We start from the raw sequence: 23672 nt of genomic DNA on the forward strand, positions 1-23672 counted from the left end.
GTCCCCCTCATTGCGAGGTGGGGCCCTGTTGTCGTTGCCATTGCCGTTGCCGTCGGGGTTTCCTCGCCCCCGCCGCCCCTACCCGCCCCATCCCCCGGGGGGGGGCCCCCGCGCCCCCCCCGGGGGGGGGGCGCCCGCTTCCGTCAGGAGTCCCGGGTCAGGGCTTGAGCACCAGGGTGTCGCTCGTGCCGTCCTCGACCGCCTTCTCGGTGAAGGACCAGTCGAGCAGTTCGCCGTCGGCCCACTTGTCCGTCTGGTCGGTGTAGTGGGCGCTGTACGCGTGCCCGGAGGCACCGGTGAGGTTTATCCACTTCGACTTGTCCAGGTCGCCGAGGTTGACCACCATCCGCATCGACGGCACCCAGATGACGCCGTAGCCGCCGGCCGCGTTCCAGCCGCTGGCGTTGACGGTCGCCTCGCCGCCGCTGAGCTTCCAGGGGCCGCGGTTGAGGACGTACTGGAGGAACCCCGGCCCCTCGGTGCCGAGCGTCTGGTTCTTCAGGAACAGACGGTGCAGCCGGCCCCAGCTCCAGGTGTCGATGTCCTTGCCGAGCTTGGCGGTCAGCTCCCAGCGGGCGTCGATCATGGCCCGCTCGAACAGCTGGTCGCGGTTCTCGGCGGCGGGGCGGGTTCCCGACCGGGGCGTCTTCCACCAGTCGCTGTCCTCGTCGTCCATGAGGCTGCGCACGACCTCGAACCAGCGGTCCCCGCCGTCCGGCTGGGCCTGATCGGCGTCCCGCTCACCGCATTCGCGCACCTTCGGCGCCTCGTCGGCGGGGCCGGTGGTGTTCACCGGGTCGACCCACAGGCACTGGCCCTTGACCCGCAGCTCCTTGGGCAGCTTGTTGCCGAAGGCGAGCTTGAGGATGTTGCGCCAGACCGAGTTGAAGTAGGCGGCGGCCGCCGAGTCGGCGTCCTGGGTGTAGTCCCAGCCCTCCAGGAGTTCCTGCGCCTCGCGGACGTCCGGGTCCGCGATGTCGATCTTCAGCAGCTTGGGCACCAGCAGCCTGGCGATCTCACTGCTGTTGTCGAGCTGCATCTGGCGCATGTCGTCGGTGGAGATCTTGCCGCCGTCGTCGATCTTCGACTGGATCAGATCGGTGATGCGCTGGCTGCGGGCGCCGTAACCCCAGTCCGTGGTGAGCGTGAAGGGGTACTTGGCCTTGTCGATCACGGCCTGGTTGGCGGTGACGATGTAGCCCCGCGACGGGTTGTACTCGTACGGCAGCGCGTCCTCGTCGATGTAGCCGGTCCAGCGGGACTTGGCGTCCCAGCCCGGCGCCGGGACGGAGCCGTCGTAGCCCGCCGGGCGCGTGGGAATCTTGCCGGGCAGCGTGTAGCCGATGTTGTTCTGGGTGTCGGCGTAGATCAGGTTCTGCGAGGGCACGTCGAACAGGGTCGCGGCGGCGCGGAAGTCGTTCCAGTTCTTCGCCCTGTCCATGGCGAAGACGGCGTCCATGGAGGTGCCCGGCTCGAGCGCGGTCCAGCGCAGCGCGATGCCGTAGCCGTCCCCGCGGTCGGGGGCGGCGGTGTCGACGGTGGCCTTTCTGCCGACCTTCACCAGCTCGTCGCTGCGGTCGGAGAGCAGGGGGCCGTTGTTGGTCTCGCGGACCACGATCTTCTTGGTGGTGCCGCCGGCGACCTTGATGGTCTCCTGGCGCGTGGTGAAGGGCACCGTCTTGCCGTCGTAGAGGTAGCCGTCGCCGGAGAGCTTCTCCAGGTAGAGGTCGGTGACGTCGACGCCGGAGTTGGTCATGCCCCAGGCGATGTTCTGGTTGTGGCCGATGACCACGCCGGGCATGCCCGCGAAGGTGTAGCCGCTGACGTCGAACTGGCACTTGCTGGAGACCGTGCGGCAGTGCAGGCCCATCTGGTACCAGACGGACGGCAGCGAGGCCGACAGGTGGGGGTCGTTGGCCAGCAGCGGCTTGCCGGTGATGGTGTACCGCCCGCCGACGACCCAGGAGTTGGAGCCGATGCCGTTGCCGTTCACACCGACGGCCGTGGGGAGGTCGTCCAGGACGTTCTGGAGGCCCGCCAGCTGGCTCTCCAGGCCTGTGGAGGCCGAGGAGGAGGCCGTGCCCGCGCTGCCGTCGGTGGACGAGCCCGCGGCGGCGGAGGAGCCCGTCGAATCGAAGGTCCCGGTGACGTCGTCGTACTGGCCGGCCTGGACGATCGTCTTGTTCCGGTCGTACGGGTACTCCGGGTACAGGTCGGCGATCTCCTTGGGGCCGAGGCGGCTGGTCATCAGGGCGCGGTCGATCTCGTCCTGCATGTTGCCGCGCAGGTCCCAGGCCATCGCCTTCAGCCAGGCGACCGAGTCGACCGGCGTCCACTGCTGCGGCTTGTAGTCGTTGGTCAGACCGAGCGCCGCGTACTCCAGCGAGATGTCCTTGCCGTCCTTGCCGTCCAGGTAGGCGTTGACGCCCTTGGCGTAGGCCTGGAGGTACTTCTTGGTGGAGGCGGACAGCGTCTTGTCGTACTCCTCCTGCGCGGTCCGCTCCCAGCCGAGGGTGCGCAGGAACTCGTCGTTGTCGACCTGGCTCTTGCCGAACATCTCCGACAGACGGCCGGAGGTCATGTGGCGGCGTACGTCCATCTCCCAGAACCGGTCCTGCGCCTGGACGAAGCCCTGCGCCATGAACAGGTCCTCGTCGGAGGAGGCGTAGATCTGCGGGACGCCGTAGCCGTCGCGCTTCACGTCGACCGGCCCGGACAGGCCGTCGAGCGTGAGCGATCCCTCGGTCTGCGGGAACGAGGCCCGCACGGTGCTGATGGACCAGTACGCCCCGCCTGCGACGCCCGCCACGACGGCCAGCACCAGCACGAGGACGAGCAGGCGGGCTCTGCGCCCCTTCTTCCTGCCGGACTTGCCGGGCTGTTGACCCGTGGGAGCGGTGGTGTTGGGGGGCATCGCTGTCCTTGCTGTCCTAACGCGAGCGGCAGGGCGGGCTGTCCATTTGAATGAGCGCTGGAGCAACCATAGGCGCAGGGCCTTGCAGCCCTTGACGCGGAGTGGGGAACCAGCGCGGACGGACGTTCGATCATGCCTCGCTTTGCGTCAAGAAATCGTCAAGAGTTAGGTAAGGTAACGAAGTAGTTGGGTGCGGAGAACCGCCACTTCGTGTCCTATGTACGTGAGCTCCCGTGCGCGTGCGCGTGAGCCAGGGAAGGGAACGGCCGCTGACTGTCCACGACCTCAACCAGCTCCTGCTCGTCTGCTCGCTCGTCCTGCTCCTCGCCGTCGCAGCGGTCCGGATCTCCTCGCGCAGCGGGCTTCCCAGCCTGCTCGTGTACCTGGGCATCGGCATGCTCATGGGCCAGGACGGGATCGGCGGAATCCAGTTCGACGACGCCGAGCTGACGCAGGTCATCGGGTACGCGGCCCTGGTCGTGATCCTGGCCGAGGGCGGTCTGGGCACGAAGTGGAAAGAGGTCAGGCCGGTCCTTCCGGCCGCGGCCGCGCTGGCGCTGGTCGGGGTCACGGTGAGCGTCGGGGTCACGGCGACGGCGGCGCACTACCTGGTGGGGCTGGACTGGCGGCAGGCGCTCATCATCGGGGCGGTCGTCTCCTCGACGGACGCCGCGGCGGTGTTCTCCGTGCTGCGCCGGATCCCGCTCCCCTCGCGCGTGAAGGGCACCCTGGAGGCCGAGTCCGGCTTCAACGACGCCCCCGTGGTCATCCTGGTGGTCGCCTTCTCCGAGCACGGCCCGATCGAGCACTGGTATGTGCTGGTGGCCGAGATCGCCCTCGAACTGGCCATCGGCATGGCCATCGGCATCGCGGTGGGCTTCCTGGGCTCCTGGGGCCTCAGGCACGTGGCGCTGCCCGCCTCCGGCCTCTACCCGATCGCCGTCATCGCCATCGCCGTCAGCGCCTACGCGGCCGGTGCCATGGCGCACGGCAGCGGCTTCCTCGCCGTCTACCTCGCCTCGATGGTGATGGGCAACGCCAAGCTGCCGCACTGGCCCGCCACGCGCGGGTTCGCCGACGGGGTCGGCTGGATCGCCCAGATCGGCATGTTCGTGCTGCTCGGCCTGCTGGTCACCCCGCACGAGCTGGGCGACGACATCCTGCCCGCGCTCGTCATCGGGCTGGTGCTGACCATGGTGGCGCGCCCGCTGGGCGTCGTGCTGTGCCTGTCCCCCTTCCGGGTCGCCTGGCGGGAGCAGGCGCTGATGTCCTGGGCCGGGCTGCGCGGCGCCGTCCCCATCATCCTGGCGACGATCCCCATGGTGGGCGGGGTCGAGGACAGCGAACGCATCTTCAACGTCGTCTTCGTCCTGGTCGTCGTCTACACGCTGATCCAGGGCCCGACCCTGCCGTGGCTCGCCCGCAAGCTGGACCTCGGCCAGGGGCCGGAGGCGGACGACCTCGGTATCGAGTCCGCGCCGCTGGAGCGGCTGCGCGGGCATCTGCTGTCCGTCGCGATCCCTGACGGGTCGAAGATGCACGGCGTCGAGATCAACGAGCTGCGGCTGCCCGCCGGGGCCGCCGTGACCCTGGTCGTCCGCGAAGGAAAATCGTTCGTCCCGCTGCCTACGACGGTCCTCCGACGCGGGGACGAACTCCTCGTGGTCGCCACCGACCCGGTACGTGACGCCGCCGAGCGCCGGCTGCGCGCGGTGGGCACGGGGGGCAAGCTGGCCGGATGGCTGGGGACAAACGGGGCACGCTAATCACAGGCGGAGCAGTTCTTGGTGCCCGTTTTCACAGGATCAGCAGCCGATTCCCCTGTACAATCCAGGGGTAACCCTAGATCGAACCAACTCTGCCTGACGCAGAGCTGGCGCGACCGTATGGCGGCCGGGACGTCCTTCCTCGAAGTGGGCGCCGGTATCTACCGCAGTTCCGCGCAAGAGGACAGCTCTCGGCGCCGCCCCCCACCCGAAGGGGCCGTGCTACCAGGCGGCAGAAAGGCACGGGCCGTGGCGTCCACGGTCACCCACGAGCCGTCGAAGGAGTCGAAGGACTCGTCGGCCTCCGCCCGCCCCGGATACGGACAGCTGCTGCGCACCCGCGGCGCCTGGACGTTCCTGCTCCCCGGCTTCGCCGCGCGCCAGCCGTTCGCGATGCTGACCATCTCCATCGTGCTGCTGGTGCAGCACACCACCGGGTCCTACGGCGCGGCCGGTGCCGCCGCGGCCGTCACCGGTGTCTCCATGGCGCTGTTCGCGCCCTACAGCGGCCGCCTCGCCGACCGCCACGGCCAGCGTGCCGTGCTGATCCCCGGCATCCTCGTGCACGTCCTGTCCGGGCTGACGCTGACCGCGCTCGCGCTGGCGGACGCACCCCTGTGGGCGCTGTTCGCGGCGGCCGTGCCGACCGGCGCCTCGGTGCCGCAGGTCGGTCCCATGGTGCGGGCCCGCTGGGGCGTGAAGCTCCAGGGCTCCCCCCTGATGACGACGGCGGCGGCCTTCGAGTCGGTCACCGACGAGCTGACCTTCGTCGTCGGCCCGCTGCTGGCCACCGCCCTGTGCACGGCCGTCGACCCGGCCGCGGGCCTGGTGACGGAAGCCGCGCTCACCCTGCTCGGCGGCCTGCTGTTCGCCGCGCAGAAGAGCACCCAGCCTTCCGTCGCCGCCGACGGGCACGCGCGCGTGAAGCACGCTTCCGCGCTGCGCATCCCCGGCGTGCGGGTGCTGATCGTGACCTTCCTCGGCATCGGTTCCGTCTTCGGCGGCATGCAGGTCTCGCTGGCCGCCTTCAGCGAGTCCATCGGCGAACCCGGACTCAACGGCGTCCTGTACGGCACCTTCGCCGCGGGCAACATGCTCTCCGGCATCGCCTGCGGAGCCATCGCCTGGAAGGTGGCCCCGCAGCGCCGCCTCCTCGTCGGCTACGCCGCCCTCGCGCTGACCGCGTCCGGACTGTGGGCCGCGCACTCGGTGCTCGTCCTGGCCGGCCTCGGTCTGCTCGTCGGCATGTGCATCGCGCCCGCGCTGATCACGGGGTACACCCTGGTCGACGGCCTGGTGCCGGCCGGTGCCCGCACCGAGGCGTTCACCTGGCTCACGGGCGCGGTGGCCCTCGGCCAGGCCGCCGCCGTGACGGTCGCCGGACAGCTGGAGGACCGCCTGTGGGGCGGTGCCGGTTTCCTGGTACCGATGGGCGGCACGTTGCTCGCCCTCGCGACCCTGGTGGCGCTGCGTTCGCGGCTGGCCACGCGCAACGGCAGCCGTACGGTCGCACGTGGCGTGGGTCACCGAGTGCCGGTGGCAGTGGACTGATCGGCTGGAATACGTCACTATGGACCGTCGTTAGCACTCATCGAGTGAGAGTGCCAGGAGGAAGACAGTGCCGACCTACCAGTACCAGTGCACCGAGTGCGGCGAGGGCCTCGAGGCGGTGCAGAAGTTCACCGACGACGCCCTGACCGAGTGCCCGAACTGCCAGGGCCGCCTCAAGAAGGTGTTCTCGGCGGTCGGCATCGTCTTCAAGGGCTCCGGCTTCTACCGCAACGACAGCCGCGGCTCCTCGTCGAGCAGCTCGCCGGCGTCGTCGTCGAAGTCGACGTCCGCCTCCTCGTCCGACTCGTCCTCGTCTTCCTCCTCGTCCTCCTCGGACTCGAAGACGTCGAGCACCGGCAGCTCCTCCAGCAGCTCCGCGGCGTAGCGGCGCTTCGCCGGGTTCCTGCGGGGGCCACCACTTCTTACGAGACCCTGTCGTCGTCCGGCGACGGGGTCCTCGGCGTTCGCGGTGCGGTTAGGGTGCGGGCATGGCGAACAAGGCGAACGCGGAACTCGGCGTGATCGGCGGCTCCGGCTTCTACTCCTTCCTCGACGACGTCACCGAGATACAGGTGGACACCCCCTACGGGCCGCCGAGCGACTCCCTCTTCCTCGGCGAGATCACCGGCCGGCGGGTCGCCTTCCTGCCCCGGCACGGCCGCGGCCACCATCTGCCCCCGCACCGGATCAACTACCGGGCCAACCTGTGGGCACTGCGCTCGCTCGGCGTACGCCAGGTCCTCGGCCCGTGCGCGGTGGGGGGCCTGCGCCCCGAGTTCGGTCCGGGCACGCTGCTGGTGCCGGACCAGTTGGTCGACCGTACGAAGTCCCGGGCGGGCACGTACTTCGACGGGCTGCCGCTGCCCGACGGAGCCGTGCCGAACGTGGTGCACGTGTCGCTGGCCGACCCCTACTGCCCCACCGGACGGGCCGCCGCACTGAAGGCGGCGCGCGGACGGGACTGGGAGCCGGTGGACGGCGGCACGCTGGTCGTGATCGAGGGTCCCCGCTTCTCGACCCGCGCCGAATCGCTGTGGTACCGGGCGCAGGGCTGGTCGACGGTGGGCATGACCGGCCACCCCGAGGCGGCGCTCGCCCGTGAACTGGAGCTCTGCTACACGTCCTTGACGCTGGTCACGGACCTGGACGCGGGTGCCGAGACCGGCGAGGGCGTCTCCCACGACGAGGTGCTGCGGGTGTTCGCGGCGAATGTGGACCGGCTGCGCGGGGTGCTCTTCGACGCGGTGGCGGCGCTGCCGGCGAACGAGGAACGGGACTGTCTGTGCACCAGCGCGCTGGGTGGGATGGATCCGGGGTTCGAGCTGCCGTAGGGATTGGGGTGCCGGCCCCCGGGAGGGTGGCGCGGCGGCGGAACTCCCCGTTCCGGTGAGGGACTTGTCCACAACCGGCCGGTGGTCCACGGGCTCCGGCGGGCGGCGCCGCGATGTTCCATCGTGGGATCGCAAGCCGTTCCGTCGTCCGTCGTCGCTGGTGGTGGTCCCGATGTCCGTTGCCCCGTCGTTTCCTTCCTTCGCCTCCCCCCTCCCCTCTTCTCGCGCTCCGCTCCCGCCGGGTCCGGACGCCCCCGCCACCTGCGAGGTGCCGCACTTCGCCCCCGTGCGGGTGCGCGGCGGGCGGTACCGACCGCGCCGGCTCGTACGGCACCGAAGGCGGGCCGTGGCGGCCGGGCTCGCCGTGACCGCGGCGGCGCTCGTCGCGGCGGGGCCGCGGGAGGCCGACCGGGCGCGGGGGCATCCGGTGGCGGAGCCGGTGCGCCAACACCGGGTCGTCGAGCGGGTGTCGGCGCCGGTGCGGATCGCGGACGGGGCGGCCGTACGGCTGTTGCGTCCCGGTGACCGGGTCGATGTGATCGCGGCGGAGGAGACCGCGACGGGCGGGGACGCTCACGTGGTCGCACGCGGGGCTCGGGTGACGAAGGTGCCGGAGCCGCTGGACGTCGCCGCCGACAGCGGGGCGCTGGTGGTGCTGTCGGTGCCGCGCGCCACGGCGACACGGCTCGCGGGCGCGAGTGCCACGGCCCGGTTGGCGGTGACGCTGTGCTGACTCCGATCAAGCGCGACACGCTGTCGAGTCGCCCGGTGGAGGGGCCCGATTGGACAGGATGGACGAGCCCTGACGTAGGTTGCGGAGCGGTCTGTTCCACAACGTGTGTGTGCGAGGGGTGGCTCCGAAGTGAGCGAGAACAAGGACCCGAGCGTCTGGCAGGGCTTCAAGGCCTTCCTGATGCGCGGCAACGTCGTCGATCTGGCTGTCGCGGTGGTGATCGGCGCGGCCTTCACCAACATCGTGAACGCGGTGGTGAAGGGGATCATCAATCCCCTGGTCGGCGCGATCGGCACGAAGAACCTCGATCACTACAGTTCGTGCCTGAGCTCAGCGTGCGAGGGCGAGCAGGGGATCCGGATCCTGTGGGGCTCGGTGCTCGGCGCCGCGCTCAGCTTCGTGATCACCGCTGCCGTCGTCTACTTCCTGATGGTGCTGCCCATGGCGAAGTACCTGGCCCGGGTGGAGGCCCGCCGCAGGGCGAAGGAGGGCACGCGGGAGATCATCGAGGTGACGGAGCTGGAGGTGCTCAAGGAGATCCGCGACGAGCTGGTCGCCCAGCGCGGCGGCTCGGGGCACGACGCGCGGTAGCCGTTCAGAGGTGGTGGGGCGGCTTCTCGTCGAGGAAGCGCTTCAGGTCGGCGGCGCTGTCGCCGGAGCCGCCCGGCCGCTCGCCCCACCCGCGGTCCGTGTCGTCCGAGGACTGCTGGTCCAGCGGGTCGTCGAAGACCAGCGCGGCCTTGGGCTCACGCGGCTCGGAGGCGTCGGGGGCGGGGGTGCTGCTCATGCGTCCAGGGTACGGCCCTCGCCGCGGCACTCCCCCCGCCGGGGGCGCGGACCACGCGCACCCCCCTCGCCGCACCCCCCGCGACGAGGGCCCCCGCCCCTCCCCGACGGGTGATTGTCTGCGGGAGAAAATCCCCGCTCCATCTGCTGTGCTTGACCCCATGACGTCCAGTTCCACTCCCGCGCCGGACTCCCGTCGTCCACCCGGAGGGCGCCCGCTGCGCAGGCTCACCGCCCGTGGACGGGGTGAGGCGCACCGGGTCGCCACTCCGCTGGAGCTCTTCTTCGACCTGTGCTTCGTCGTGGCCATCGCCCAGGCCGGCATCCAGCTGGTGCACGCGGTCGCCGAGGGCCACCCGGGCCAGGGGATCCTCGACTACGCGATGGTCTTCTTCGCCATCTGGTGGGCCTGGATGAACTTCACCTGGTTCGCCTCGGCCTACGACAACGACGACGTCCTCTACCGGGTCGTCACGCTGATCCAGATCGCCGGTGTGCTGGTGCTGGCGGCGGGGGTCTCCGAGGCGTTCGAGGACCATGACTACCTGGCGGTGCTGCTGGGCTATGTGATCATGCGGCTCGCGCTGGTGGCGCAGTGGCTGCGGGTGGCCGGATCGAACGACGGCGCGGAGCGGAGGATGGCCCTGCGGTACGCCGGTGGTGTGCTGCTGTGCCAGATCGGCTGGGTGGGCCTGGTGCTCCTGCCCGAGGACGCCAGAGCCTGGCTGTTCCTGGTGATGGCCGTCCTGGAGATGTGCGTGCCGCCGTACGCGGAGCGGGACCATCCGACGTCGTGGCATCCGCACCACATCGCCGAGCGGTACGGGCTGTTCACGATCATCGTGCTCGGCGAGACCATCGCGGCGGCCACGGTGGCCGTGAAGACCGGCATCGACGAGAACGACGCGCTGGGCGATCTGCTGCCGATCGCCGCGGGCGGGCTGCTGATCATCTTCGCCGCCTGGTGGATCTACTTCGTGGTGCCGATCCACGGCCATCTGCGCTCCAACAAGCAGGCGTTCCTGTGGGGTTACGGCCACTACGTGGTCTTCGCCTCGGCGGCGGCGATCGGCGCCGGGCTGGAGGTGGCGGTCGAGCAGGCCGTCGGCAAGGCGCACATCTCGACGCTGGCCGCGTCGGCCGCGGTGACCCTGCCGACGGCGTTGTATCTGCTGACCGTCTGGGCGCTGCACTCGCGCTACTTCAAGGTCGGGATCGCGCAGCAGCTGGTGCTGCCGACCACAGCCCTGCTGGTGATCTGCTGCACGTTCCTGGGTGACTGGGCGGTGCTCGCGGCGGGCCTGGTCACGGCGCTCGCGGTGGTGACCGGGGAGACGCTGACGGTGCGGACGAGGACGCACGGGCCCGGGACGGCGGCGCGAACCCCGGTGGCCTGATCGGCCGGGTCGGACTACCACTCGGTCGGCGGGGCTGGACGACACTGGCCCCATGACAGTTGACGCTCTGACAGATGTGGCCGGGCTGCGGGTCGGGCACGCGACGCGTACCGGCGACGGTTGGCTCACCGGCACCACGGTCGTCCTCGCGCCCGAGGGCGGTGCCGTGGCCGCCGTGGACGTGCGCGGTGGCGGTCCCGGTACCAAGGAGACGGACGCCCTCGATCCGCGCAACCTCGTGCAGAAGGTCGAGGCGATCGTGCTGACCGGCGGCAGCGCGTACGGGCTGGACGCGGCGTCCGGGGTGATGGCCTGGCTGGAGGAGCGTCGGCGCGGGGTGCGCGTGGGGGTGGATCCGGCGCATGTCGTGCCGGTGGTGCCCGCCGCCTGTGTCTTCGATCTCGGGCGGGGCGGCGACTTCCGGGCGCGGCCGGACGCGGCCACCGGGCGGGAGGCGGTCGAGGCGGCCGCGGCGGGCGAAGCGGGTGCGCCGGTACGGGAGGGCTGCGTGGGCGCCGGCACCGGAGCCACCGTCGGGCCGGTCAAGGGCGGGATCGGCAGCGCGAGCACGGTCCTCGACTCGGGGATCACGGTGGCCGCGCTGGTGGTGGCGAACGCGGCCGGGTCGGCCGTGGATCCGGAGACGGGGGTGTTGTACGGGGAGTTGCTGCGGGGGCGGGTGGAGTACCCGCAGGAGAAGGTGCACCGGGCCGCGGCCCGGCGTCTCGCCGAGGTCGCGGAGAGGAACGCGCCGCCGCCGCTGAATACCACCCTTGCCGTGGTCGCCACCGACGCGGACCTGTCGAAGGCGCAGGCGCAGAAGCTGGCCGGCACCGCGCACGACGGCATCGCGCGTGCCGTGCGGCCGGTGCATCTGCTCAACGACGGGGACACCGTGTTCACGCTCGCCACCGGTGAGCGCCCGCTGGACGCCGGGAATCCGCTCGCGCTGAACGAGATTCTCGCGGCGGGCGCGGACGCGGTGACGCGGGCGATCGTACGGGCCGTGCGGGCGGCGGAGTCGGTGGACGGACCGGGTGGAGTGTGGCCGTCGTACGGGGAGTTGTACGGGGAGCCGCAGGGGAGCACCGGCGCCAGGAGCTGACGGCCCGTCGGCGGCGGCGTTCTCCTCGCCTGCTCACCGGCCCTGCCCGGCCACCGCGTGTAGGCGATTGTCGCGGTTGTGTCACGTGATGGCATTCACCGCGAACGCTGGGAACCCGCTTCGGTGACGGTGGCCTCTTCCTCCGTGCAATGGAACGGATCCCGCAGATCACATGAAGATGGAGCAGATCGTGACAACGCCGGACATAGCAGCGCGGCGGGCACTGGGGGCATGTGCCGCCCTGATGATCGGCGCCCTGACGCTCACCGCCTGCGGTGGGAGCGCCAACGCCGACCACGACGACAAGGGCGGCGGGGACTCGCCCAAGTCGTCCGCCGCGAAGATCGTGATCTCGGCGAAGAACGGCTCGACCGGGGCGTCGATCAACTCGACCGGCGTGCAGGTCAGCGACGGCAAGCTGACCGAGGTGAAGATGACGCTGGCGGACAGCGGGGAGGCCGTGCCGGGGGCCCTGTCCTCCGACGGCGGCAGCTGGAAGCCGAAGGAGCAGCTGGAGCGGGCGACGAAGTACCGGATAGCGGCCACCGCCAAGGACGGGGACGGGCGCAGCACCGCCGCCGACTCCACCTTCACCACGGTGAGTCCGAGCAACAGCTTCATCGGGACGTACACGCCCGACAACGGCACCACGGTCGGCGTCGGCATGCCGGTGTCCTTCAACTTCGACAAGGCGATCAGCGACAAGAAGGCCGTGCAGTCGCACATCACCGTCAGCTCCAGCAGCGGGCAGAAGGTGGTCGGGCACTGGTTCGGCACGCAGCGGCTCGACTTCCGGCCCGAGGAGTACTGGAAGGCCGGCTCCAAGGTCACCATGAAGATCGACCTGGACGGCGTGGAGGGCGCGAACGGCGTCTACGGCGTGCAGAAGAAGTCGGTCACCTTCACCGTCGGCCGCTCGCAGGTCTCCACGGTCGACGTCAACACCCAGACGATGACGGTCGTGCGGGACGGCAAGACGGTCAAGTCGGTGCCGATCTCGGCCGGCAGCGCGGAGTTCACCACGTACAACGGGCAGATGGTGATCTCCGAGAAGTTCACGAAGCTGCGGATGGACAGCAGGACCGTCGGCCTCAAGAACGCCTACGACATCCCGGACGTGCCGCACGCGATGCGGCTGACGCAGTCGGGGACCTTCCTGCACGGCAACTACTGGTACAACCAGGGCAACCCGCCGTTCGGCCGCCAGGGCACCAGCCATGGCTGTGTGGGCCTGAAGGATGTGCGGGGCGGGCAGGGGGACACGCCCGCCAAGTGGTTCTACGACAGCTCGATGCTCGGCGACGTGGTGATCGTGAAGAACTCCCCCGACAAGACCGTGACGCCCGACAACGGCCTCAACGGCTGGAACCTGTCGTGGAACGAGTGGGTCGCGGGCAGCGCCGTGTGATCACCCACGGACCCTGAAGTGCCCTTTGAGCAGGGCCTCTTGACAGCCGGCCGGGCCGCGCGGGAACTTCTCGCGCGGCCCGCGCGTTTTACCGGGCGTACGTTTTCTCGGTTCCCGGACATGATGTCCGACCGAGGGGCTACGGTATGCACCCACAAGGTGACATGCAGCAACGCCGGGAGAAACCTTGAGCGTTCCGTACGAGACGGCAGCGTACGAACCACCCGAGTCGCCGGAGTCTCCGGAGGAGCATCTCGCGCGACTCCTCGGCCGCGCCCTGAACTCCTTCGAGCTGCCCGACGAGGTGATACGGCGGCTCGACAGCGCGCTGGCTCAGGACAGTTCGCTGCACTCCGCGCACCACAGCGCGGGGCTGCATCGCGAGACGTACCGGCACACCTGGCTGCTGGCCGACGGCTCGGCGCTGACGCTGTGGGAGCTCGTCCACAACACCGCGCGGGGCCACGACCCGCAGCACGAGGTGTACGCCGACGAGGAGGAGCTGCGGGCCGCGACCGCGCGGCTGCCGCTGCCGCCGGATGCGCCGGACTTCGAACTTCCGGTGACCGTCCAGCTGTCGCCGATCCCCACGCCCCGGCACGCGTATGTGCCGGACGACTCGGCGGACCACGCGCGCCGGCTGCTGCGCCGGGCGGAGAACGGCGACCGGCCGGGCGCGCAGACGGCCGCGCTGCTGGCCACGGCGTGCGCGCACCAGATCACGCAGGCCTTCGGGCGCCCGGGCCGCGCGGGTCGGGCCGGGCTCTGCTTCTCGCTCTACGAGCACGCCTTCCTGCTGCGCGACGGCGCGGAGGTCTCCCTCTGGGAGGTCGAGCACACGGCGACGCCGGACGGGCGGCACATGTGCGAGGTGTACGTCAGCGAGGACGCGGCGCGGGACGCGATGGAGCGGCGGGCGGCGCAGATGTCGTAGGGCCGCCCCGGTCGGTCAGCGGCTGTCGTCGAGCTGGCGCATCAGACCGGCGAAGGCGTCTCGTTCGGCCGGGGTGAGTTCGACGGCTTCCAGCGCGGGGGCGGTCTGCCGCTGGTACGGGAGGCCGGGGAGCGTCGGGTCCGAGTGCCAGGAGGTCGCCGCGGGGCGGGCCCGGCGCAGCAGACGGACCAGTCCGATCACCCAGAGCGCGGCCGCCAGGGCGAGGACGACAGGGCCCAGCAGCTGGAGGATCGAGACGTTCTCAGGCATGCGCTCCAGTAGACAACACGGTCCGGGCCTTTGGGCCCGGACCGTGACGTATCTCGCAGGTGCCGTGAACAACTCACAGCGCCCCAAAGGGACAAGCCGCAGACCTACGCGGCGACCGGCTCCTTCGCCTCGGCCGGCTCGGCCGCCGGGGCCACGGAGTCCGCTGCCCCCTCCGACGCCGTTGCGCGCAAGCCCTTCAGCAGGATCACCAGGCCCGCCGTGACCGCCGTACCGGCGGCGATCGCCAGCAGGTAGAGGAACGGCTTGCCGATCAGGAAGGTGACCCAGATGCCGCCGTGCGGGGCGCGCAGGGTCGAGCCGAAAGCCATGGTGAGCGCGCCGGTCACGGCGCCGCCCGCCATGGAGGCGGGGATCACCCGCAGCGGGTCGGCCGCGGCGAACGGGATCGCGCCCTCGGAGATGAAGGAGGCGCCGAGCACCCAGGCCGCCTTGCCGTTCTCGCGCTCGGCCGGGGTGAACAGCTTCCGGCGGACGGTGGTCGCGAGGGCCATGCCCAGCGGGGGCACCATGCCGGCCGCCATCACCGCGGCCATGACCTTCATCGCCGAGTCGCTCGGGTCCTGCACGGCGATTCCGGCGGTGGCGAAGGCGTAGGCCACCTTGTTGACCGGTCCGCCCAGGTCGAAGCACATCATCAGGCCGAGCAGGATGCCGAGCAGCACGGCGTTGGTGCCGGAGAGGCCGCCCAGCCAGTCCGTCATCGCCTTCTGCGCCTCGGCGATCGGCTTGCCGATCACGATGAACATCAGGAAGCCGACGACGATCGACGAGACCAGCGGGATCACGACCACCGGCATGATGCCGCGCAGCACCGGCGGGATCTTGATCCGCTGGATCCCGAGGACGACCGCACCGGCCAGCAGACCGGCGACCAGACCGCCGAGGAATCCGGCGGCGATGTTGACGGAGATCATGCCGCCGACGAAGCCGGGCACGAGGCCGGGCCGGTCCGCCATGCCGTAGGCGATGTATCCGGCGAGGACGGGGATCAGGAAGCCGAAGGCGACGCCGCCGATCTGGAACAGCAGCGCGCCCCAGCTGTCGATCTGGCCCCAGTCGAAGTGCTCGGTGACCGACTTGGCCTCGTTGATCTGGTAGCCGCCGATCGCGAAGCCGAGGGCGATGAGCAGACCGCCCGCCGCGACGAAGGGGACCATGTAGCTGACGCCGGTCATGAGCCACTTGCGCAGCTTGGTGCCGTAGCTGTCGCCCGCGTCGCCGGCGCGCTCCACCGGGGTGGCGCCGGGCCGGGCCGCCCCGGTGACCTCGCCGCGCGCGGCCCTCTCGCGCACGTCGGTGATCAGTTCGGCCGGGCGGTTGATGCCCGCCTTCACGCCGACGTCGACGGTCGGCTTGCCGGCGAACCGGTCCTTCTCCCGTACGGGGACGTCGTGCGCGAAGATCACGCCGTCCGCCGCCGCGATCACCGCGGGGTCGAGGCGGGTGAAGCCGGCCGAGCCCTGCGTCTCGACGACGAGCTCGACGCCCGCCTCGCGGCCCGCGTTCTCCAGCGACTCGGCCGCCATGTAGGTGTGGGCGATGCCGGTCGGGCAGGAGGTGACGGCGACGATGCGGAAGGGACGCTCCCCGTCGTCGGCGGCCGGGGTGGTGGTGCCCGTGGCGTCGTCGGCGGAGGCCGCCACCGGCGACGCCACGGAGTCCTGGGAAGACGCCGACGAGTCCGGGGACTCGGCCGCCTCGGCCGCCGCCGGCTCCTCGCCGCGAATCAGCGCCGCCGCCGGCTCCTCGCCGCGAATCAGCGCCGCCGCCGGCTCCTCGCCGCGGATCAGCGCCGCCGCCGACGCCGGGTCCGCCACGGACCGCAGCGCGTCCGTGAACTCGGCGTTCATCAGCTGCCTGGCCAGCGACGACAGGATCGTCAGGTGGGCGTCGTCGGCGCCGGCCGGGGCGGCGATGAGGAAGATCAGGTCGGCGGGGCCGTCCGCCGCGCCGAAGTCGATGCCGGCGGCGCTGCGCCCGAAGGCGAGCGTCGGCTCGGTGACGTGCTCGCTGCGGCAGTGCGGGATGCCGATACCGCCGTCGAGGCCGGTCGGCATCTGTGCCTCGCGGGCGGCCACGTCGGCGAGGAAGGCCTCCAGGTCGGTCACCCGGCCCAGGGCGGCCATGCGCTCGGCGAGGGCGCGCGCCGCCGCTTCCTTGGTGTCGGCGGACAGGTCGAGATCGACCAGGTCCGCGGTGATCATGTCGCTCATCGCGGGCTCCTTCGCACGCGTATCGCCCGGGGAGTCTGGTGGGCGGAGAAGGGGACGGGGGTGCCATGGGGGGTGGCGTTGCTGCGGTGGGGGGTCGTGCGGGTGGCGCAGGAGGCGGGATCGGGGAGGTCCCGCCTCCCGCGGGCGGCAGAGCGGCTCAGGGTGCCCTGCCGTCCGACGGCGGCCGTGAGTAACAGCGAGCTTCGTCGCTCGCGGAACCGATCGGCAAGAAGTGCGACAACTGCGACATCCTTCACGAGACCGGCTCCTTCAGTACGCGGTCCATCGGCACCTGGGCCGTGACCGTCACCGCCGCCAGGTCCAGGTCGGCCGGGGACGGCATCACGCTGCCGGGCAGCCGTACGGCCGCCGCGCCATGGGCGACCGCCGAGGCGAGGGCCTCCGGGCCGCTGCCGCCGGCGATCAGGAAGCCGGCGAGCGAGGAGTCACCGGCGCCGACATTGCTGCGTACGGTGTCCACGCGCGCGCTGCCGAACCAGGCGCCCGCGTCGTCCACGAGCAACTGCCCGTCGGCGCCCAGACTCGCGAGCACGGCGCGCGCGCCCATCCCGCGCAACTCCTCGGCGGCCTTCATCGCGTCGCCCACGGTGGTCAGGGGGCGCCCCACCGCCGCCGCGAGTTCCTCGGCGTTCGGCTTCACCACGTCCGGCTGCGCCCGCAGCGCTTCGAGGAGGGCGCGCCCGGAGGTGTCCAGCGCGATCCGCGCGCCCCCGTCGTGCGCTCGCGCGACGACATCGGCGTACCAGGACGGGGCCAGACCGCGCGGCAGGCTGCCGCAGCAGGCGATCCAGTCCGCGTCGCGCGACTGCTCGCGCACGGTCTCCAGGAGCAGTTCCTGCTCGGCCGCCGAGAGTTCCGGCCCGGGCGCGTTGATCTTCGTGAGTACGCCGTCCGACTCGGCGAGCGCGATGTTGGAGCGGGTCGCGCCGGTGACCGGGACCGGCGCGACCTCGATGCCCTGCGCGTCGAGCAGGTCGGCGACGAGGGCGCCGGGCGCGCCGCCCAGGGGCAGCACCGCGACCGTGCGCTGTCCGGCGGCCGCCACCGCGCGCGAGACGTTCACGCCCTTGCCGCCCGGGTCCATGCGCTCGCCGGTGGCGCGGATGACCTCGCCGCGGTCGAGGGAGGGAACCTCATAGGTGCGGTCCAGGGACGGGTTCGGGGTGACGGTGAGGATCATGCGCACTCGTTTCTAGACACACAGCACTTCGGTGCCGCCGCGCTCGATGGCGGTGGCGTCTTCTCGGCTCAGCCCGCTGTCCGTGATCAGCAGGTCCACGTCGCCCAGGTCGCCGAAGCGGGCGAAGTGCTCCTGGCCGTGCTTGGCGGCGTCGGCGAGGAGGACGACACGGCGGGCGGCGGCGACGGCCGCGCGCTTGACCGCGGCCTCGGCGAGGTCCGGGGTGGTCAGACCGTGCTCGGCGGAGAAGCCGTTCGCCGCGACGAACAGGACGTCGGCGCGGATCTCGCCGTACGCGCGCAGCGCCCAGGCGTCCACGGCGGCGCGGGTACGGTGCCGGACGCGCCCGCCGATCAGATGCAGCTGGATGCCGGGGTGGTCCGCGAGGCGGGCCGCGATGGGGAGGCTGTGGGTGACAACGGTCAGGGACGCCTCCAGCGGCAGGGCGGCGGCCAGGCGGGCCACCGTCGTACCGGCGTCGAGGATCATCGTGCCCTCGGTGGGCAGCTCGGCCAGGGCCGCCTTCGCGATGCGGTCCTTCTCGTCGGCCGCGGTGCCCTCCCGCTCGGCGAGGTCCGGCTCGAAGTCGAGACGCCCGGCCGGGATCGCGCCCCCGTGCACCCGGCGCAGGAGGCCGGCGCGGTCGAGGGCCTTCAGGTCCCGGCGGATCGTCTCCGCCGTGACCTGGAACTCCTCGGCCAGCGACAGGACGTCCACCCGGCCGCCGTCACGGGCGAGCCGGAGGATCTCCTGCTGCCGCTCCGGTGCGTACATGTCCGTTCGCCTCCGAACTGTGCCCGAACTTGTGGTTTCGAGGGGAGGCTACGCCCGGATTTCTGGAAAGTAAACAGGTTCGGGCCCAATCGGGCATGAACGGAAACGACGAGGGCCCGGCACCGAAGTGCCGGGCCTACCCCTCTCCCCTACGGGGCCGTGCTCAGCCGACCGGTGCGGCCTCCTTGTCCGGAGTCCCGGTGGCCGCCTGGGTCCCGGTGGTCGCCTGGGTCCCGGTGGCCGCCTGGGTCCCGGTGGTCGCGGGAGTCTCCGTGGCCGCGCCTTCGACGTGCTGCGCGGGTCTCTTCGACAGCGCGAACATCAGCAGGAAGATCGCGGCCATCACCGCGGCCACCCAGCCCAGCGCGTTCTGGAAGCCGTCCGCGAAGGCGGCGGCCGTCTGCTGGGTCTGCGGAGCCTGCGCGCCCTCGGCCAGCCGGTCGTCGATGACACCGAAGAAGACCACCGAGACCAGGCCGAGGCCCAGCGCGTTGCCCATCTGCTGCACGGTGTTGATCAGGCCCGAAGCCGAACCCGAGTGCTCGCGCGGTACCTCCGACAGGATCGCGTCCGTCAGCGGGGCCACGATCAGGCCCATGCCGACGCCCATCACGACCAGGGGCAGGGCCATCTGCCAGGGGGCGATGGACAGTCCGTAGCGGCCGGCCTCCCAGATGTAGAGCAGGACGCCGATCCCCATCACCAGCGCGCCCGCCTGGAGCACCTTGCGGCCGAAGCGCGGGACCAGCGCCTGCACGGACATGCCGGCCGCCACCGAGACCGCGATCGAGAACGGGATCCCGGTCAGGCCCGCCTTCAACGGGCTCCAGCCCAGGCCGAACTGCATGTACATCGTCCAGACCAGGAAGAAGATGCCGAGCGCCACACCGAAGACGGTCTGCACCGCGATACCGGCCGCGAAGCTCTTCACCTTGAACAGCGACATCTCCACGAGCGGGGAGCCGTCACGGGCGCCCTTGCGGCGCTCGTACGCCACGAGGGCGGCGAGGACGACAAGTGCGCCGGCCATGGACGCGTAACCCCACAGCGGCCAGCCCAGCTCGCGGCCACGGGTCAGCGGGTACAGCAGCATCAGCAGGCCGAGGGTGACGAGGGCGACGCCGACCAGGTCCAGCTTCAGTGCCTTCGGGGCCTTGGACTCCGTGATGAAGCGGCTGCCGAGGATCAGGCCCGCGATGCCGACGGGCAGGTTGATCAGGAAGATCGGGCGCCATTCGAGGCCGAAGAGGTTCCACTCGGTGAGCAGTGCGCCGAGCAGGGGGCCGGTGACCGCGCCGAGGCCCACGACCGCGCCGAACAGGCCGAAGACCTTGCCGCGTTCGTGCGCCGGGAACGTCGCGTGCACGATCGACAGGACCTGCGGGACCATCAGTGCCGCCATCGCACCCTGGAGGATGCGGGAGGCGACCAGCATCTCCGGGTTCGCGGCGAAGCCGCACAGCGCCGAGGCCAGGGTGAAGCCGCCGATGCCGATCAGGAACAGCCGCTTCCGGCCGTGTATGTCGCCGAGGCGGCCGCCGGTGATCAGGCCGGCGGCGAAGGCGAGGGCGTAACCGGCGGTGATCCACTGGATCTGGCTGAAGGACGCGCCGGCGTCCCGCTGGATCGACGGGATGGCGATGTTGACGATCGTGACGTCGACGAGGTCCATGAAGGCCGCGGTCATCACGATCGCCAGGGCGAACCATCGACGGCGGTCGCCTGCGGCGGACTTGGGATCGGCCGAGGGTGCGGTGTCCGCGGCATCCGCGCCGTCCGCGGCCGGTGCGCTGGGGTGGGGCACGAGTGCTGGTTCTGTCCCGGTTGAGGTCATGGCTTGAAGGTAATCCCTGTGTAGGTCAGATCGTGGCCTAGTTCTACGGCATCCTCGGATTCATGACGACGGACACTCCGGCACGGCTTCTGACGCTTCTCTCCCTTCTCCAGACGCCCCGTGAATGGCCCGGCGGCGAACTCGCCGATCGGCTCGGCGTGTCCCGGCGGACCGTGCGGCGGGACATCGACCGGCTGCGGGAGCTGGGGTATCCCGTGCAGGCGACCATGGGCGCGGACGGCGGGTATCGGCTCGTCGCGGGCAAGGCGATGCCGCCGCTGGTCCTGGACGACGAGGAGGCCGTCGCCATCGCGGTCGGACTGCGGGCCGGGGCCGGGCACGCGGTCGAGGGGGTGGAGGAGGCGTCGGTGCGGGCGCTGGCGAAACTGGAGCAGGTGCTGCCGTCCCGGCTGCGGCACCGGGTGACCACGCTTCAGGCCGCGACCACGCCGTTGACCAGCGGGGACGGGGCGAGCATCGCGACCGAGACGCTGACCGTGATGGCGTCGTGCGTGGCGGGGCAGGAGCGGCTGCGGTTCGCCTATCGCGCCGCGGACGGCACCGAGTCGCGGCGCCTGACCGAGCCGTACCGGCTCGTGTCGACCGGGCGTCGGTGGTATCTCGTCGCGTACGACCTCGATCGGGCCGACTGGCGGACGTTCCGGGTGGACCGGGTGAGCGAGCCGTTCGCCACCGGGGCGCGGTTCGCTCCGCGGGAGTTGCCCACGGGGAGCGCGGCGGAGTACCTACGGCGTTCCATGCAGCGGCATCAGGCGTCGTACGACTTCGAGGTGACGTTCGCCGCGTCCGCGGAGGCTGTCGCGGAGCGGGTGCCTCGGTGGTTGGGGGTGCCGGAGGCGGTGGGTCCGCAGAGTTGTCGGCTGCGGGCCACTGTGGGGGACGCGGTGGAGTGGTTGGCGGTGCGGCTGCTGTTGCTGGGGTTCGAGTTCACTGTGCGGGAGCCGGTGGAACTGGTGGAGTGTGTGCGGGAGTTGGGCGGACGGTTGAGTCGGGCGGCGAGTGGGGGTGCGTGATGCCTGCGGCGGCCTGTTGGTGTCCGGTGGGGGTGCGTGACGCCTGCGGCGGCCTGTCGGTGTCCGGTGGGGGTTCGCGTAGCGCCTGCGGGTGCGTTGTGGGTCGGGGCCGCGCCGGGGGGTGTCCGTCCTCGGACCGGCGGCTGGGGTCGGACAGGGTGCTGAACGTTCCTTGACGCCGGCCACTGCGGGCGGACACCCCCCGGCACGTCCCCTTGCCGCCGTACGCGGCTGCGGGAGGGGTCAACTCCCGCCGCCGTACGCGGCTCCCACGCGCGTGCGGTCAGGACGGGGCGATGTCCTCCCAGGGGAAGTTTCTGAGGGCGTCCAAGTTGTGCATCGCCAGGGCTCCGGGGCCGTCGGGGCCCTCTGCGGGGGCGGAGCCTGCGGCCCAGGTCTCCACTGCTACGCGTACGGCCGCCGCGGCCACCGCGGCGGCGAAGTTGAGGGTGGGGACGGCAACGTTGTCCTGGCCTCGGTGGGCCAGGACCTGCGCCAGTTCCTGCTCCGACTCGTGGCAGACCTCGGCCCACACCCTTCGCAGGGCCGGGCTCGATGTGGCCAGGCGGACCAGGGTGCGGACCCAGTCCCAGGACGCCGCCGAGACACCGGCGCCGGGGGTGAGGGTGTGGCGGGCCGCGTGTTCCAGGGCCTTGGGGAGGGGGAGGTGGGCGGGGGCGTTACGGACCGCCTGGGTCCAGCGGGCGGCGCCGGCCGCGTAGAGCGGGGCCACCGCCTCCTCCTTGGTGGCGAAGTAGCGGTAGAAGGTGCGCGGGGCGATGCCGGCCACCTGGGCGATGTCCTCGGCCCGGGTGGCCCGCAGGCCGTGTCGTACGAAGAGGGCGGCCGCGGCGCGGGCGATCTCCATGCGGGTCGCGGCCTTGCGGCGTTCCGTCAGTGAGGGGGAGATGGGGCTGCTCACGTTCGGCAGGCTATGCCCATGTGACACAATCTGCCATCCGGGCGGGCGACCCCGTGGTTCAGGTACGGGGTGGCCCGCCCGTCCAGCGGGTCACGCCGAAAAAAGCCGGGCTCCGGCACCCAGGGGGGATAGGCGCCGAAGCCCGACTCGGGGGAAGTCCCGGCGCCGGGGGGAGTGCGTCGGGACTTGGTTCGGTGTGTGGTGGGTCTCGGGGGTCGAACTCCCTTGCCCGAAGGGCTTTTTCCCGGTCCCTGCGAGTTGAAGCGGCGTTACATCGCCATGTTTGCGCGGTCTTTGGCCACCGGGCGTACGCCCCCGCCCTTGCGGGCGGAGGGTTACGCGGCCGCGTCGAAGCCGGTGCTGCGAGCCATCTTCTTCAGCTCCAGCAGGGCGTGCTTCTCGATCTGGCGGATGCGTTCGCGGGTCAGGCCGTGTTCCTTGCCCACCTCGGTCAGCGTGCGCTCGCGGCCGTCCTCGATGCCGTACCGCATCTTGATGATGGACGCCGTGCGCTGGTCGAGGCGGCCGATCAGGTCGTCCAGTTCCTCGCTGCGCAGGAGGGTGAGGACGGACTGTTCGGGGGAGACCGCCGAGGTGTCCTCCAGGAGGTCGCCGAACTGGGTCTCGCCCTCGTCGTCCACCGACATGTTCAGGGAGACCGGGTCTCGGGCCCAGTCCAGGACGTCCGTCACACGGTCCGCGTTCGAACCGAGCTCCGCGGCGATCTCCGCGGGCTCCGGGTCGCGGCCGTGCTCCCGGTTGAACTCGCGCTGGACACGGCGGATGCGGCCCAGTTCCTCCACGAGGTGGACGGGGAGGCGGATGGTGCGGGACTGGTCGGCTATCGAGCGCGTGATGGCCTGGCGGATCCACCACGTGGCGTAGGTCGAGAACTTGAAGCCCTTGCGGTAGTCGAACTTCTCCACCGCGCGCACCAGGCCGGCGTTGCCCTCCTGGATCAGGTCGAGGAGGGGGAGACCGCTGCGCGGGTAGCGACGGGCCACCGCCACGACCAGGCGGAGGTTGGAGCGGATGAAGATGTCCTTGGCCCGCTCGCCGTCGGCGACGAGGGATTCCAGTTCCTCACGGGTGGCGTCCGCCTTGGCCTCCTCGTATCCGTCGAGGACCTGCCTTGCGAACACACCCGCCTCGATGATCTGCGACAGCTCGACCTCTTTGGCTGCGTCGAGTAGCGGCGTACGCGCGATCTCGTCGAGGTACATGCCGACCAGGTCGCGGTCCGCGATCTCGCCGCCATGGGCGCGAACACTGCGGGCCGCGTCGACTGCCTCGCCGGTGGCGGACTGACGACGGGCGACGGCACGGGTTGCCATGCGTGCTCCCTTGCGAAGTGGGCGGGCGGGTGGTTCTTGAACGCTTGGGACTCTTGTCGAGTGCCCGGCATTCGATGGAAACAACGACTGGAATCAGGACAGAATTCCCAACCCTCCCCCCTATTTTTCTGATCTTGCAGTATC

General features: G+C 71.1%; 20 protein-coding genes. 11 read left to right on the forward strand and 9 right to left on the reverse strand.

Annotated features, from left to right (window positions below; all coding sequences use genetic code 11):
• Nucleotides 1-157: 157 nt before the first annotated feature.
• Nucleotides 158-2914: a penicillin acylase family protein gene (locus ACIQWG_RS33545; protein WP_404102538.1), complete on the reverse strand. Its 2757-nt coding sequence runs from the start codon at nt 2912-2914 to the stop codon at nt 158-160.
• Between the two features lie 239 nt (nt 2915-3153).
• Here ACIQWG_RS33545 and ACIQWG_RS33550 point away from each other — a divergent pair, with 239 nt between their 5' ends.
• The 6 genes from ACIQWG_RS33550 (at nt 3154) to mscL (ending at nt 8886) form a co-directional block, all read left to right on the forward strand.
• Nucleotides 3154-4680, forward strand: coding sequence for a potassium/proton antiporter (locus ACIQWG_RS33550; RefSeq protein ID WP_404103490.1), 1527 nt, complete (start codon nt 3154-3156; stop codon nt 4678-4680).
• A gap of 249 nt (nt 4681-4929) precedes the next feature.
• Entirely contained in the window at nt 4930-6231 is a 1302-nt protein-coding gene (locus tag ACIQWG_RS33555; protein ID WP_404102539.1) for an MFS transporter, read from the forward strand.
• Between the two features lie 67 nt (nt 6232-6298).
• Nucleotides 6299-6616 (forward strand): FmdB family zinc ribbon protein, encoded by a 318-nt coding sequence (locus tag ACIQWG_RS33560; protein ID WP_404102540.1) that lies wholly within the window; start codon nt 6299-6301, stop codon nt 6614-6616.
• A 103-nt stretch (nt 6617-6719) separates the two neighbouring features.
• A complete protein-coding gene (locus ACIQWG_RS33565) occupies nt 6720-7562 on the forward strand; it encodes an S-methyl-5'-thioadenosine phosphorylase (protein WP_404102541.1) in 843 nt (280 codons plus the stop codon).
• A gap of 172 nt (nt 7563-7734) precedes the next feature.
• Entirely contained in the window at nt 7735-8295 is a 561-nt protein-coding gene (locus tag ACIQWG_RS33570; RefSeq protein WP_404102542.1) for a hypothetical protein, read from the forward strand.
• A 129-nt stretch (nt 8296-8424) separates the two neighbouring features.
• On the forward strand, nt 8425-8886 hold the full coding sequence (gene mscL / locus ACIQWG_RS33575; protein WP_404102543.1) for a large conductance mechanosensitive channel protein MscL: 462 nt from the start codon (nt 8425-8427) through the stop codon (nt 8884-8886).
• A gap of 4 nt (nt 8887-8890) precedes the next feature.
• Here mscL and ACIQWG_RS33580 read toward each other — a convergent pair whose 3' ends face one another.
• Nucleotides 8891-9082 (reverse strand): hypothetical protein, encoded by a 192-nt coding sequence (locus ACIQWG_RS33580; protein WP_404102544.1) that lies wholly within the window; start codon nt 9080-9082, stop codon nt 8891-8893.
• A 160-nt stretch (nt 9083-9242) separates the two neighbouring features.
• Here ACIQWG_RS33580 and ACIQWG_RS33585 point away from each other — a divergent pair, with 160 nt between their 5' ends.
• The 4 genes from ACIQWG_RS33585 to ACIQWG_RS33600 all read left to right on the forward strand — a co-directional run bounded on the left by ACIQWG_RS33585 (nt 9243) and on the right by ACIQWG_RS33600 (nt 13925).
• Nucleotides 9243-10478 (forward strand): low temperature requirement protein A, encoded by a 1236-nt coding sequence (locus ACIQWG_RS33585; RefSeq protein WP_404102545.1) that lies wholly within the window; start codon nt 9243-9245, stop codon nt 10476-10478.
• A gap of 52 nt (nt 10479-10530) precedes the next feature.
• Nucleotides 10531-11583 (forward strand): P1 family peptidase, encoded by a 1053-nt coding sequence (locus tag ACIQWG_RS33590; RefSeq protein ID WP_404102546.1) that lies wholly within the window; start codon nt 10531-10533, stop codon nt 11581-11583.
• Nucleotides 11584-11773: 190 nt separating this feature from the next.
• Nucleotides 11774-12991: an Ig-like domain-containing protein gene (locus ACIQWG_RS33595; RefSeq protein ID WP_404102547.1), complete on the forward strand. Its 1218-nt coding sequence runs from the start codon at nt 11774-11776 to the stop codon at nt 12989-12991.
• A gap of 187 nt (nt 12992-13178) precedes the next feature.
• On the forward strand, nt 13179-13925 hold the full coding sequence (locus tag ACIQWG_RS33600) for a DUF6227 family protein (RefSeq protein WP_404102548.1): 747 nt from the start codon (nt 13179-13181) through the stop codon (nt 13923-13925).
• Nucleotides 13926-13940: 15 nt separating this feature from the next.
• Here ACIQWG_RS33600 and ACIQWG_RS33605 read toward each other — a convergent pair whose 3' ends face one another.
• The 5 genes from ACIQWG_RS33605 to ACIQWG_RS33625 form a co-directional block, all read right to left on the reverse strand.
• On the reverse strand, nt 13941-14195 hold the full coding sequence (locus tag ACIQWG_RS33605) for a hypothetical protein (protein WP_404102549.1): 255 nt from the start codon (nt 14193-14195) through the stop codon (nt 13941-13943).
• Between the two features lie 104 nt (nt 14196-14299).
• Nucleotides 14300-16429, reverse strand: coding sequence for a fructose-specific PTS transporter subunit EIIC (locus ACIQWG_RS33610; RefSeq protein ID WP_404102551.1), 2130 nt, complete (start codon nt 16427-16429; stop codon nt 14300-14302).
• A 253-nt stretch (nt 16430-16682) separates the two neighbouring features.
• The gene (pfkB, locus tag ACIQWG_RS33615; RefSeq protein ID WP_404102553.1) at nt 16683-17630 is read right to left on the reverse strand and encodes a 1-phosphofructokinase; all 948 of its coding nucleotides are present in this window, start codon (nt 17628-17630) and stop codon (nt 16683-16685) included.
• A gap of 12 nt (nt 17631-17642) precedes the next feature.
• Entirely contained in the window at nt 17643-18404 is a 762-nt protein-coding gene (locus ACIQWG_RS33620) for a DeoR/GlpR family DNA-binding transcription regulator (RefSeq protein WP_404102555.1), read from the reverse strand.
• 163 nt (nt 18405-18567) lie between these two features.
• Nucleotides 18568-20238, reverse strand: a complete 1671-nt coding sequence (locus tag ACIQWG_RS33625) for an MFS transporter (protein WP_404102557.1) — start codon at nt 20236-20238, stop codon at nt 18568-18570.
• Nucleotides 20239-20300: 62 nt separating this feature from the next.
• On the opposite strand from ACIQWG_RS33625, the gene ACIQWG_RS33630 reads away from it, so the two are divergent.
• Complete coding sequence (locus tag ACIQWG_RS33630; RefSeq protein ID WP_404102559.1) at nt 20301-21272, forward strand: helix-turn-helix transcriptional regulator; 972 nt, start codon at nt 20301-20303, stop codon at nt 21270-21272.
• 283 nt (nt 21273-21555) lie between these two features.
• Here ACIQWG_RS33630 and ACIQWG_RS33635 read toward each other — a convergent pair whose 3' ends face one another.
• Together ACIQWG_RS33635 and ACIQWG_RS33640 are read right to left on the reverse strand one after the other, a co-directional pair.
• Nucleotides 21556-22140, reverse strand: coding sequence for a TetR/AcrR family transcriptional regulator (locus ACIQWG_RS33635; RefSeq protein ID WP_404103492.1), 585 nt, complete (start codon nt 22138-22140; stop codon nt 21556-21558).
• A 389-nt stretch (nt 22141-22529) separates the two neighbouring features.
• Nucleotides 22530-23528 carry an RNA polymerase sigma factor RpoD/SigA gene (locus tag ACIQWG_RS33640; protein WP_404102560.1) on the reverse strand — a complete coding sequence of 333 codons (999 nt, stop codon included), beginning with the start codon at nt 23526-23528 and terminating at the stop codon, nt 22530-22532.
• Nucleotides 23529-23672: the final 144 nt, after the last annotated feature.

Origin of the sequence: Streptomyces sp. NPDC098781, from assembly GCF_044759995.1 — a bacterium.
In the GTDB taxonomy this organism is placed as follows: Bacteria; Actinomycetota; Actinomycetes; order Streptomycetales; family Streptomycetaceae; genus Streptomyces.

What these genes read in the sequence shown, in the direction of transcription:
- ACIQWG_RS33630 (WP_404102559.1), top strand. Translation starts at nt 20,301, where the DNA reads ATGACGACGGACACTCCGGCACGGCTTCTGACGCTTCTCTCCCTTCTC.
- ACIQWG_RS33545 (WP_404102538.1), bottom strand. Translation starts at nt 2,914, where the DNA reads ATGCCCCCCAACACCACCGCTCCCACGGGTCAACAGCCCGGCAAGTCC.
- ACIQWG_RS33580 (WP_404102544.1), bottom strand. Translation starts at nt 9,082, where the DNA reads ATGAGCAGCACCCCCGCCCCCGACGCCTCCGAGCCGCGTGAGCCCAAG.
- ACIQWG_RS33585 (WP_404102545.1), top strand. Translation starts at nt 9,243, where the DNA reads ATGACGTCCAGTTCCACTCCCGCGCCGGACTCCCGTCGTCCACCCGGA.
- ACIQWG_RS33620 (WP_404102555.1), bottom strand. Translation starts at nt 18,404, where the DNA reads ATGTACGCACCGGAGCGGCAGCAGGAGATCCTCCGGCTCGCCCGTGAC.
- ACIQWG_RS33625 (WP_404102557.1), bottom strand. Translation starts at nt 20,238, where the DNA reads ATGACCTCAACCGGGACAGAACCAGCACTCGTGCCCCACCCCAGCGCA.
- ACIQWG_RS33640 (WP_404102560.1), bottom strand. Translation starts at nt 23,528, where the DNA reads ATGGCAACCCGTGCCGTCGCCCGTCGTCAGTCCGCCACCGGCGAGGCA.
- ACIQWG_RS33565 (WP_404102541.1), top strand. Translation starts at nt 6,720, where the DNA reads ATGGCGAACAAGGCGAACGCGGAACTCGGCGTGATCGGCGGCTCCGGC.
- pfkB (WP_404102553.1), bottom strand. Translation starts at nt 17,630, where the DNA reads ATGATCCTCACCGTCACCCCGAACCCGTCCCTGGACCGCACCTATGAG.
- ACIQWG_RS33570 (WP_404102542.1), top strand. Translation starts at nt 7,735, where the DNA reads ATGTCCGTTGCCCCGTCGTTTCCTTCCTTCGCCTCCCCCCTCCCCTCT.
- ACIQWG_RS33590 (WP_404102546.1), top strand. Translation starts at nt 10,531, where the DNA reads ATGACAGTTGACGCTCTGACAGATGTGGCCGGGCTGCGGGTCGGGCAC.
- ACIQWG_RS33635 (WP_404103492.1), bottom strand. Translation starts at nt 22,140, where the DNA reads ATGGAGATCGCCCGCGCCGCGGCCGCCCTCTTCGTACGACACGGCCTG.
- ACIQWG_RS33605 (WP_404102549.1), bottom strand. Translation starts at nt 14,195, where the DNA reads ATGCCTGAGAACGTCTCGATCCTCCAGCTGCTGGGCCCTGTCGTCCTC.
- ACIQWG_RS33610 (WP_404102551.1), bottom strand. Translation starts at nt 16,429, where the DNA reads ATGAGCGACATGATCACCGCGGACCTGGTCGATCTCGACCTGTCCGCC.